We start from the raw sequence: 11,178 nt of genomic DNA, 5'->3' as shown, positions 1-11,178 counted from the left end.
GCGTTCGCGTTGAGCAGGAGGATATTATGATGGTTATTGGTGCCATCCGCGCGCAGATAGTTGCCAAAGCCATTCTGCCTGTCGGTGAGCCGGAAATCGAGCACATCCACCATGAACTGGTAGACGCTGTCATAATTGGGGACGGCGAAAACGACATGGGTAATCAGGCGTGGCATAGCGCCCAGGCGCCAACGGCGCGGTCGGTTCAATCGCTCGATCCGGCCGGGAGCATTTGCCTGGTCAGGCACGCAGGCAAAGGGCCGGGGCGTCCATTGCCGCAAGGCCATCGGTACTCCGAACGGAGCCACGAACCTTGCCGTTTCGCCGTCCCAGTCGACATCCACGACCTCCCTGAGACTGGAGAGGAGTGCCTCGAGCGAGGCGTGTCTGTCGACCCCCCAGACGACCTCCTTGACACCCTGCCCCACGATAGCGTCCCCCTTGGGCAGGCTGGAATGCCCAAGGGGAAGCACCGTGACGCGAGCGCCATTTACAAGGCTGAACTCGACGTCACATGCGCCGTCATCCAGTCTGCGAAGCCCGAAATCCGTGAAGAAGCGAGCAGACTCTTCGACATTCTCGACCCCGTAAACCAGCCGCTCGATGCCGATAATTGCCATGCCACTCTCCTTCCCGCTTATGAGTTGCAAACCGGATAGATATCCCTTCGCGAGGGCGGAAATCCTTTGTAGCAATAGGATATATCAGGCCCGGCAATGGCTCGGTACGATCCGATCAGGCTGTCAACACGTCCCCCGGCCCGCCATAGGCGAGCCAACCACCGTCGACCGGCAGGTTGGCACCCGTCACATATAGGCTCAGGTCCGAGAGGAGATAGGCAGCCGCGAAGGCCACATCCTCCACCTCGCCGATGCGGCCCATCGGGGTGCGTCGCTCGAGCCGCCCTATGTCGATCTTCCCATCACGCGCGAGACGCTCGATCATCGGGGTATTGATATAGGTGGGTGCGATCGCATTGACGCGCACATTACTCGCAGCCCATTCGCAGGTCAGGGTACGCGCGAGCTGGGCGATCGCGGCCTTCGCCGGTCCATAGGCGTGACGGCGCGGGATTCCTGTGACGCCATTGACCGAGGAAACGAGGACGATCGAGCCCGATCCGGCCGCCACCATCACTCGCCCTGCCGCGCGCGCTACGCAGAAGCTGCCGCGCACATGGACATCGATCGTGCGCTGCCAGGCGTCTATATCGATCTCGAGCGCGGGCTGAACCGGATCGGCGATACCAGCGCTATTGAACACACCGTCGATCCCTCCAAGCGAATGCACGACCTGCTCGACGCACGCATTGCATTGTACTTCGTCGATCACATCGAGCGCGGCCTGGCGGCTGGACGGGAGGCGAGGCCAGGCCGCTGCAAGGGCTTGGGGATCGAGATCCGCAACAAATATTTCTGCGCCAAGACGCTCGAAGGCAGTTGCGGCGCCAAGGCCAATGCCGCTTGCCGCGCCTGTGACCAGGATCCGCTTACCGGCAAGCAGCGGCAATGTCGCAACCGCGCTCACCAATGCACCATGGGCAGCCCGGCGACGGGGCTCTGGAAGGCTGGAATGCGGGTTCCTCGCAGGCTTCCGAGATAGACCGTCTTCAAATCGGGCCCGCCGAAGGTCACGCTGGCAAGCCACGGGCAAGTGGGACCGGCGGCGGCCATCAGCACGTCGAAAGGCACCGGTTCGCCGCTTGCGAACGCCTGTTCGAACGCAGCCGTCCCCTCGGCCACGCCATCATCGAAAAGCTCGAGCAATTCACCCTCCGGCGTGATGGCGACGAGGCGATCGGCAAAGATCATCGTCGCCCAGAGATTCCCATAGGCATCAAAGCAGATGCCATCGACCAGCCCGTCGCCGAGCGTGGATGGACCGAAGATTTCCCGGTCGCAAAGCGAGCCATCGCCCCTTATGCGCAGACGGGTGATCCGTTTGGCGGTCGTCTCCGCGACGTAGATCCACTCTTCGTTCGCATCGAGCCGGATCTCGTTCGTGAAATGGAAGCCGTCCGCCACGATCCGCGCGCCACGATCATCGATCAACAGCAGCGCTCCATCGGCAAGGCCCGCCCTGATCGCGTCGCTCCACGGGTTGATCATCGTCGATACTGTGATCCAGATGCGTCCCTTGCTGTCGCGCAGCACGAAATTGACCTTGCCGAGCGGACGACCGTCCAATTGATCGAGCAGCACCCGCGTCTCACCTGTGCGGGTCATGCACTCCAACCTGTCCGTGCCGAAATTGGAAACCAGGAAATCGCCGTTGGCGGCAAAGGCCAGGCCATTGGGAAGTGTACCCGAGACGAGGCTGTCCTTGGTGGAGGACGCGAGATCGAAATGGGGATCTGCTGCCTGCGCGACCAATTGCTGGCTGCCGTCGCGATCGATGCGCATGACGCCCCCGCGCGCATCGGCACTCCACAGCGTGCCGTCGCGCTCTGCAAGGATACACTCCGGCCGTTGCAAGTCTTGGCCGACGAAGCCGATCATACCAGGCTCGACCTTGAAGTCCTTGAGGGGATTGGATCCCCGGCCGTTCTGGATGAGGCTCATGACCGTTCCATCCGGGCGAAGCGGTCGGCAAGCCAGTCGGCGATATAGCTCTGGACGGGCTCCATGTTGTCGGCTCCGCAATGTTCGATGCCGCCCTCTTGCTCGTTGAAAATCTTGAGTTCGCGGTCGGGGCTGTTCACGGCCTGGTCGTAGCTTTGCTGCGCATATTTGATGGGAATCTGGCGATCATTCCCACCATGCGTGACCAGGAAGGGAACCTTGATGTTGCCAAGGTGGCCGTTGAGATTCACCTTCTCCATAAGGGACATGAAGCTCTCGATGTCAGGCTGCCCCCATACCCACATCACATGCTCCCAATAATGCGGCACCGGCATATCGCCTTCGCGTTCCAGCCGTGCCTTCTGATGGCCACCCCAGTCATGATTCCCCCCCCAGACGGCACCGATCGCAAAACGGGGTTCATAGGCGAGGGCGCGCGGCGCGTAATATCCGCCCATCGACCAGCCCATCATGCCGACGCGGCCATGATCGACATCGCCCCGCGTCTCGAGATAATCGACCGCAGCGCTCGCCCAGCGCTCGGTGTCGTGGACGGCATGCAATTCCTTCAGCCTCAAGGCCTCGCCGACGCCGGGCTGGTCGATCACCAGGGTGGAGATGCCACGCCGGGCAAAGCGATCGCGCAGTGCGAGCGTCACCATCTCCTTGGTACTGTCGAGCCCGTTGCAGAAGATCATGCATGGGCGCGGGCCTTCCCCTCGGCCAGGAATGAACACGGCCGAAAGGCTTGACCCCTCATAGGGAAATTCGACCCTCGCGATACCCTGCCCATCGGCGAGATAGAATCGCTTCATGGTCTCGAGCATGCTCGCGTACATCGCCTTGCGCGGCGCGAAGTCCCTGCTCTGCATCCGCTCGGCGGTGATGAAATAGGCAGCGGCACGGGCATATTTCTCTGCCGCAGCAAAGCGATGCCCGGCCGCATCATCTGCCGCGGCGAGGCCCAGGACGCGGTCGGCAAGCTTCCCCCAGGCGCTGAAGAAGGCCTCTGTCCCCTGATCGGGATCGGCGGTGGAAACCGCCCTCACCTCATCGTTCGCCGGATCGATCTCTCCCATCACGCCCCCCATGTTCAGGCAGATATTGACCGAGAGGTTCCAGACATAATTGCCGGGAAATGGCTCATACATGGCGTTGCTACTCCCTTTCCTCGAGCAATCAGAATCGGACCCGGTCGCCGCCCTTGAGGCCGAGCGTCTCGCGCGCCTCCTGGGGCGTGGCGGGTTCGTGGCCCATTTCTCTGATAATACGGACGATCTTCTCGACCTGCTGCGCGTTCGAGGCGGCGAGCACCCCCCGCTCGATGAAAAGGCTGTCCTCCAGCCCGACGCGCACATGGCCGCCAAGAAGGGCAGCCTGGGTGAGGAACGGCATCTGGTGCCGTCCAGCAGCAAGGACCGACCACTGATAGGTACCCCGACCGAACAACCGGTCCGCGGTCTCCTTCATCACGTAGAGATTTTCGAGATCGGCACCGATACCACCCAGGATGCCGAAGATCATCTGGATGAAGAAGGGCGCCTTGACCAAGCCACGGTCGACGAAATGCGCGAGGTTATAGAGATGGCCGATATCGTAGCATTCATGCTCGAACTTCGTCCCCGCCTCGGACATGGTCGACAGGATTTTCTCGATGTCCCGGAAGGTGTTGCGGAAGATATAGTCGTCCGAATTCTCGACATAATCCTTCTCCCAGCCATATTTCCAGTCCGTGATCCGCCGCGCAGCCGGGAAGAAGGCGAAATTGAGCGAGCCCATGTTGAGCGAGCAGAGTTCTGGCTGGAAGCGCGCGGCGGCAGCCAAGCGCTCCTCGACGGGCATCGTTGCCGCGCCACCGGTGGTGATGTTGATCACGGCATCCGTCTGCTGACGGATGACGGGCAGGAACTGCGCATAGACATCCGGATCACCGGTCGGGCGACCATCCTGCGGCACCCTGGCATGAAGGTGGAGGATGGCGGCCCCGGCCTCGGCGGCTTCGATCGACTGCTGCGCGATCTGCGCCGGGGTCAGCGGCAGCGCATCCGACATCGTGGGCGTGTGCGCCGATCCGGTTACGGCGCAGCTTATGATGATCTTAGCCATTCTGGTCGTCCTCTTCGATACGGGGAAGGACACTCGACAGCAGTTGCTGGCACAGGGCCGACGCGGGCAGTGCCACATCGACATCCCGTCCAAGGGTGATCGCTGCCTTGAGATCCTTGTAGAAAATCGGGGTGGCACGAGGATGCAGGTCGAGTTCGGGCCACATGTCCCCCGCCTTGCTTTGCGCAAAGCCGGCAGCGAAGACTTCGAGCAGAATATCGCGCGACACACCGGCAGCCTCGCCGAGACGCAATCCTTCCGACACGGCCATCATGTTGATGCAGCACACCAGTTGATGCGCGATCTTGGCGATGGTCGCGGATCCCACATCCCCGGTAAGGGTGATGGTCGGCCCGGAGAGCCTGAATATCGGCAGGCACCTCGCGACCGCATCGGGCGCACCGCCGACCATATAGGACATGGTCCGATCCTGCGCGCCCTTTGCGCTTCCACTGACGGGCGCATCGACAAGCTCCACGCCGGCCGCGGCCGCCAGGTCCGCAGCACGCCGCATGGTTGCAGGCAGGATCGTGCTGTGAATCGCGACGACGAGTCCAGTCCTCGCGCTCGCAAGGACACCTTGTGGGCCCTCCAATACTGCCATGACCTGCGCGTCGTCGACCACGCAGACGATGACGAGATCGCTCGCCGCAGCGACTTCTCCCGGCGACGCCGCCGTCATTGCGCCACAGGCGGCAAGCTCTGCCATCGGATCCGGCCGGACATCGTAAACTGTGAGCGGTTCGCCAGCAGCGGCAATATTGCACGCCAGCGGCTTCCCCTGAAAGCCAAGGCCTATGAATCCTACTTGCATGATCAGGCGTACTCTCTCTGGAAGGCAAGGGCGGGGGCGAAAACGGCGATCACAGCGCCACCTCGTCAGGCCGGAGGTCGCTCCGCAGCGTCCGGGCTGCGATCAGATAGTGGATAGCGGCCCAGAGGAAGGCGAGCGTGCCGATGACGAGTGCCCAGCGGACGCCGGTGGCAGCCGCCACCCGGCACAGCTGATCGAGGGACGCCATGGCGCCATGGCATCGTGCGCCTCCGCCCATCGATGCGGCAAGCATGTCGCTGACATAACCGGTGATCGGCGGCCCCAGGCCCATGCCGAAGAGGTTGACGGCGAGGTAGAGGATCGCGGTCGTCGTCGCCCGCATACGCGGCGTGACGAGATTGTGCATCAATCCCATAGTCGGCCCGAGATAGAGATATTGAAGCGCCGGGGGGATGAGCAGGATCGTCATCGCCGCAGCCTTCGAGGGCACGAGGAACCCAGCGATGTAGAGAGGGACGGCGAGCCCAAATCCGATCGCCGGTATCCAGACGGCCCAGCGCGCATCTCGCCGCGACATGCGATCGGTCAGGAAACCCGACAGGAATATGCCGACGCCTGCCGAAAGGCCACTTGTAAGCCCCAGAAACAGGCCTGCCTCGGGCAGCGAGGCACCATGCGCCCGAATAAAGAATGGGGCCGAAAAGGAGATGATCGAATAGGAACCGAAGGCCGCTATGCTTGCGCCGGCAACGCTGTGGGACAAGGCACGCTTGCGAGCGAACCTGTGCAGCACTTCCTTTAGCGTCGGCAATGCCTCGTCCGGCGGACGTGGCGGGTCGAGGCGGCCTCGCCGGGGTTCCTTGATGGTCAGCGGAATGAGGATCGCCAGCAGGATGCCGGGAATGCCGAAGATCGCGAAGGTCATGCGCCAGCCATAGGCCTGGGCGACATAGCCTCCGGCGATCGATCCGGTCAGGACACCCGCCGAAACCCCGAGGGAATAAATCGAAAATGCCGTGCCCCGGCGCTCGGGCGCGAAGAAGTCGGTAATGAGTGAATGGGCCGGTGGACTGGCACCGGCTTCCCCGACGCCGACCGCGACCCGGAAGGCAAACAGGCTGGCAAAGCCCTTGGCAAGGCCACTGGCAGCGGTGGCGACAGACCAGATCGCAAGCGAGATCGTGATGAGCCAGCGCCGGTCCATTCGTTCGGCGAGGCGCGCGACGGGAATGCCGAGCGTCGAGTAGAACAGCGCGAAGGCAAAGCCCCCCAATATGCCGAGTTGGGTGTCGCTCAGCCCCAATTCTTCCTTGATCGGGTTCTGGATGATCGAGAGGACGGTCCGGTCCATGAAGCTCGACGTGTAGGTGAGCGTCATGAGGAAAAGCACCCAGGCACTCGCCCGCGTGCTTATCGCTTCATCGTGAGCCGATGAGGAAATATTTGCGTGCTTCAATATCCGCCCCTCTCCTGTGCGTCTGCCCAATGAGGGCATGGGCAGGGATTATGCCGGTGGGCCCGGCCGGGCGGCAGGCCGCCGGCCGGGCAGAGGTTCCTAGAATGTGTAGCCCAGGGTCACGCCATAGGTCCGCGGCGGGGTCAGGGTTCCCAGCACCGGAATCCCGAACATGGCCGAGGACACGTAGCTCTGGCTAACCGCCTTGGTATTGCCGATGTTGCGGATATAGCCCTCGACCGACCAGCCTGCGACATTCTCCACGCGCAGCGAGGCCGAGCCAATGCCGTAAGAATCCTGCGCGACCAGCGGATTTTCGAACGGCGTGAAGAATTGGTGCCCGGTATAGTTGTAATCGCCGCGTAGCGTCACGCGATAGTCATCGAGCTGCCATTCCTGCTGCCCGTAGAGATGGAAGGCCCATTTCGGCGCCTGTGCCAGCCGATTCCCGGACAGATCCTGCGCGCCAGCAGCAAGATTGCTAGGATCGGCTGTTTCGAAGCTGTCGTAACGGGCATCGAGATAGGAGACGTCCCCCCCCAGGGTGAGCCCTCTCACTGGCCGAAGTGCCAGTTCCGCCTCTATGCCATCGACCTTCGCCGTCGCGGCATTCTCCACGACACTCGTGGGGCCGCGCACCTGCGTGACCTGCAAATCCTTATAGTCATAATGGAAGCCGATGAGGTTCGCGGTCACCGCGCCACCCAGCCATGTCGTCTTGATACCCCCTTCATAGCTGGTGATCTTTTCGGGCCGATAGGCCGGCTGGTTCACGCCGAAGGCATAGCCGCCGCTTTTGAAACCCTGACCATAGGTGAAATAAGCGAAGATATCCTTGTTGAACTTATACTCGATCGTCCCCGTCGGTGTGAAACGGGAGAAGCGGTCTTCCAGATGCCGCGGAAAACCGGCGACAGGGATAATCGGACCGCCGAACTCGTATGGATTGTTGAAATCCAGCTGGAAAGTATCGTCGAGCTTCTTCTTCTCGGTGCTATAGCGGCCGCCGCCGGTGACTGTCAGGCCGTCCACGATCTCGTAGGAGAGCTGGAAATAGCCGGCAAGACCATAGGTTTTCTGATAGCCCTGCGAGTAGAACCCGTCTCGCAGCACGAGCGGGCCGCCGCGCACCGCAAGACTGAGCGGAATCTGGGCACCGGCAGGGCTGATATTCTCGTAGAAATATTGCCCGCCCACGAGCCAGGAAAGCTTGCCGATCTTGCCATCCACGGTCAGCTCTTGGCTGAACTGCTCGGCATCGTCCGTCAATGTGTTGAAGCCGAGCTGGGTGCTGGTCCCATCGACGTCCACCCGATTGAGCGAGTCCAGCTTGCGATAGGCGGTCACCGATTTGATCGTCCCCCAGTCTGCCTTGTAGCTGATCTCCTCGGTGATGCCCCAGGTTTTGATGTCGACCCTGGGATCGATGTCGCTGGCGATATCCCGGCTGTTGAAGAGCCCCACGCCGCCAAGGGCGATGCCCAGCGGCGTTGTTCCGGGCTGAGCGGCGCCGAAATAATGGAGCGCGCCCGAATTGTCGGACTGCCGGGAGTAGTCGGCGATGGTCAGCATTTCGAGGCCATCGATCGGCTTCCAGAGCAGCGAGACACGGGCACCGATCTCTTCCTGGTCGTCGATCCTGGTACCGGTCACGATATTACGGCCATAACCGTCATGCTTGTCATAATGCACGGCAAAGCGCGCAGAGAGGTTCGATGTGACGGGTCCGGATGCTGCCATCTCGAGCTTCACGGCATCATAATTGCCGTAGCCTGCACGCAGATAGCCTTCCATCTCGTCGGTCGGCCGCGCACTGGTCACCACCACGGCGCCGCCCGTGGCATTGCGCCCGTAGAGCGTACCCTGTGGCCCCTTGAGGACCTGGACCGATCCTACATCGAAAAGCCCGGCAGCCTGCGCATCGGGGCGCGCGATATAGACGCCGTCCTGATAGAAAGCGATGCGCGGATCCTGCCCCGCGACCACCGAGTCCGAACCGATACCGCGCACCGCGATGTGGACCTGCCCGATATTCTTGCCGAAGCTCACACCCGGCACGGCCGCTGCCAGACCCTGGATGTCGCTTATGCCGCGCGAAACCAGTTCCTCGCCCGTCAATGCCGTGACGGCGGCTGGCGTGCTCTGAAGTGACGTGTCTCGGCGCAAGGCTGTGACCACGATGTCATTGTCGCCTGTTGCCTGGGGAGGCGCTGCTGCCTGCAACTCGGGCGTGGCCTGGGCAAAGGCTGCCATTGGCAGCAGCGCAGCACCCAGGACTAGACTATTCCGGACCACGAAAGAAAAACGGCACATGAACTACCCCTCCAATTCATTGTTATATGTATTCAATCTCGTTTCGACGGCTTAAAGGAAGAACGAGAGGTTCTTCGCGCTGAGTGTCGCCTGATCGATCAGAATCTTGCGCCACGCGATCCTGAGGCCCTCGTCGGTGCGACGGATACGGTCCTCCCGCTTGGCGACCAGCAGTTCGCCGGCCTCCTCCATCCGCGATCGATGGACGAGGAGCTTGCTCCTCACCACGATCTCCTCGCCTTTTTCGCCTTGCTCGACCCGGTCGACGAAGATGTTCGTCACGAGATGGGAGACACGCGACAATGGCTCTTCTGCCCAGTGGATTTTCGTGAGAACCTGATAGACGCGCGCGACCAGCGTCATGCGATTATCATCGATCCACGCCGCCTGATGCTCGTCGGTCGCATCCTCGAAGCGCTTCTTGAACTCCAGATTTTTGCGGATCGGCACCCAATAGCGAATGTCGTCGGTGAAGAAGTCGAGCCATTCCTCGAAATGGCGATTGTCGATCGTGTCGGCCTCGCGATAGAGGAATTCTTCGATTTCGCGGTGAAGCAGAAGATCGTCGAGTGTAGGCGCCGTACGGGGGCGCTCTTTGAGAATGGTCATCGCGTCTTTCCTCAATATCCCATGCGATCGGCCCAGGCGTGATAGAAGGCCACGTTGTTGCGTTCCGTCATCCACCATTTGCTGACATTCCCAGGGATGAAGGGATCCTTGAAACTTCCTGAGTCCGCGACATAGCTGAAGGGCGCATCTTTTGCCGCGCGAACGCGAGCGCCTTCGGAAGCATAGTTCCAGTTTTCCATGTCGTCCTGCTCGGTCATGCCGCCCGGACCGCTATAGGAGATGTAGTAGGGACGCAGAAAATCCTTCGCCTCCTGCGGCGCATCCTTGTCGACGAAGAACATCCGCCAGGCCTGGCAGGATCGTGGGCCGTTGGGATGCGCCATCAGGAATACGCGGGGCTGCTGGGTGTGGAAGCCGGCATTGGGGAAGATATTCGCGAGCACCATCGGCGAGCCGGCCTTTTCGCCCAACCGGTCGATGCGACGACGCCAGCAATCCTCGAAATATTCCGACGTGATCTTCGAGAGCTGGTAATGTTCGCGCGGCTTGGCGAGCGGCACCTTCTCGAAGATCAGGCCATGACCGTTGCCGGTGGCAGTCAGGAACAATTCGCCAAAAGGATCCCGGCGTCCTACGCCCTCGCGCGGACCAATCTTGGAAAGGTCGGTCGACATGTGGCTGATATTGTGAAGCGGATCGCCGCCGGAATTTTCCGACACGAATTTCCAGTTGCAGGGGATGTTCCACTTCTGGACGCCGCCATAGACTTCCACCTCGCCATCGCCGCCGTCCCACGGGCCCAGACCATACCATAGCCCCTCCTTGGCATCGCCGAGATAATCCTCCAATGACGGCGCTTCCTCGTTCCAGGTCGCCCAGATGGTGCCACGAAACGAGGCGACCTTGGCGACCTTGATCAGCCCCCATTCCTTCTTGTTGAAGCTCTCGGGATAATTCTCGCTTTCCGGAACGCCCTTGAGGTCGCCGTTTAGGTCGTACGACCAGGCGTGGTAGGGACAATAGAAGAGCTTGGTGTTCCCCTCGTCATAGCGACATACTCGCATGCCCTTGTGCCGGCAGGTATTGAGGAAGACATTGGCCTTGCCGTCCTTACTGCGGGAGAGGATGACCTGATCCTCCCCCATGCGCGACAGGAAGAAGTCGCCGACATTGGGGATCTGACTCTCATGCCCCACAAGCAGCCATGACTTGCGGAAGATGAGTTCCAGTTCCTGCTCATAGATTTCCTGGTCGTGGAAAATCCTGCGGCTGATGACGTCGCGATTACGATCGACGAGCGGATGGGCGTTCCGGAAAGCGAGAATTATCCCGAGAGCTTCAACAAGAAGGAATGGGGGCTGATCAAGGTCGCCAAGGTCGCCTCGTTTCGTGGCACC

The 11,178-nt window shown here is 61.3% G+C and carries 9 protein-coding genes and 1 pseudogene; all 10 read right to left on the bottom strand.

What is annotated here, in order from left to right; translation table 11 throughout:
• Positions 1-620 (bottom strand): annotated as a pseudogene (locus tag VMR39_RS15420) (glyoxalase); the annotation flags it as partial.
• A gap of 115 nt (positions 621-735) precedes the next feature.
• A complete protein-coding gene (locus tag VMR39_RS15415) occupies positions 736-1,527 on the bottom strand; it encodes an SDR family NAD(P)-dependent oxidoreductase (RefSeq protein WP_325416834.1) in 792 nt (263 codons plus the stop codon).
• Positions 1,524-2,561 carry an SMP-30/gluconolactonase/LRE family protein gene (locus VMR39_RS15410; RefSeq protein ID WP_325416833.1) on the bottom strand — a complete coding sequence of 346 codons (1,038 nt, stop codon included), beginning with the start codon at positions 2,559-2,561 and terminating at the stop codon, positions 1,524-1,526. The genes VMR39_RS15415 and VMR39_RS15410 overlap by 4 nt, the downstream gene beginning before the upstream one ends.
• The gene (locus VMR39_RS15405; protein ID WP_325416832.1) at positions 2,558-3,712 is read right to left on the bottom strand and encodes an alpha/beta hydrolase family protein; all 1,155 of its coding nucleotides are present in this window, start codon (positions 3,710-3,712) and stop codon (positions 2,558-2,560) included. The genes VMR39_RS15410 and VMR39_RS15405 overlap by 4 nt, the downstream gene beginning before the upstream one ends.
• A 28-nt stretch (positions 3,713-3,740) precedes the next feature.
• On the bottom strand, positions 3,741-4,667 hold the full coding sequence (locus tag VMR39_RS15400) for a 3-keto-5-aminohexanoate cleavage protein (RefSeq protein ID WP_325416831.1): 927 nt from the start codon (positions 4,665-4,667) through the stop codon (positions 3,741-3,743).
• Positions 4,660-5,481 (bottom strand): NAD(P)-dependent oxidoreductase, encoded by an 822-nt coding sequence (locus VMR39_RS15395; protein WP_325416830.1) that lies wholly within the window; start codon positions 5,479-5,481, stop codon positions 4,660-4,662. Before VMR39_RS15395 ends, VMR39_RS15400 begins: the two co-directional genes overlap by 8 nt.
• 49 nt (positions 5,482-5,530) lie before the next feature.
• Positions 5,531-6,832, bottom strand: a complete 1,302-nt coding sequence (locus VMR39_RS15390) for an MFS transporter (RefSeq protein ID WP_325416829.1) — start codon at positions 6,830-6,832, stop codon at positions 5,531-5,533.
• Positions 6,833-6,997: 165 nt separating this feature from the next.
• Positions 6,998-9,151 (bottom strand): TonB-dependent receptor, encoded by a 2,154-nt coding sequence (locus tag VMR39_RS15385; RefSeq protein ID WP_325416828.1) that lies wholly within the window; start codon positions 9,149-9,151, stop codon positions 6,998-7,000.
• A gap of 111 nt (positions 9,152-9,262) precedes the next feature.
• Positions 9,263-9,820, bottom strand: coding sequence for a 3-phenylpropionate/cinnamic acid dioxygenase subunit beta (locus tag VMR39_RS15380; RefSeq protein ID WP_325416827.1), 558 nt, complete (start codon positions 9,818-9,820; stop codon positions 9,263-9,265).
• 11 nt (positions 9,821-9,831) lie between these two features.
• A complete protein-coding gene (locus VMR39_RS15375; RefSeq protein ID WP_325416835.1) occupies positions 9,832-11,043 on the bottom strand; it encodes an aromatic ring-hydroxylating oxygenase subunit alpha in 1,212 nt (403 codons plus the stop codon).
• Between the last annotated feature and the right edge of the window lie 135 nt (positions 11,044-11,178).

The organism is Sphingobium sp. (assembly GCF_035511395.1).
Taxonomy (GTDB): domain Bacteria; phylum Pseudomonadota; class Alphaproteobacteria; order Sphingomonadales; family Sphingomonadaceae; genus Sphingobium.
The sequence above is the reverse complement of the archived record's forward strand: the minus strand, read 5'-3'. Positions and strand labels throughout refer to the sequence as shown.

What these genes read in the sequence shown, in the direction of transcription:
- VMR39_RS15400 (WP_325416831.1), bottom strand. Translation starts at nt 4,667, where the DNA reads ATGGCTAAGATCATCATAAGCTGCGCCGTAACCGGATCGGCGCACACG.
- VMR39_RS15380 (WP_325416827.1), bottom strand. Translation starts at nt 9,820, where the DNA reads ATGACCATTCTCAAAGAGCGCCCCCGTACGGCGCCTACACTCGACGAT.
- VMR39_RS15385 (WP_325416828.1), bottom strand. Translation starts at nt 9,151, where the DNA reads ATGGCAGCCTTTGCCCAGGCCACGCCCGAGTTGCAGGCAGCAGCGCCT.
- VMR39_RS15410 (WP_325416833.1), bottom strand. Translation starts at nt 2,561, where the DNA reads ATGAGCCTCATCCAGAACGGCCGGGGATCCAATCCCCTCAAGGACTTC.
- VMR39_RS15395 (WP_325416830.1), bottom strand. Translation starts at nt 5,481, where the DNA reads ATGCAAGTAGGATTCATAGGCCTTGGCTTTCAGGGGAAGCCGCTGGCG.
- VMR39_RS15405 (WP_325416832.1), bottom strand. Translation starts at nt 3,712, where the DNA reads ATGTATGAGCCATTTCCCGGCAATTATGTCTGGAACCTCTCGGTCAAT.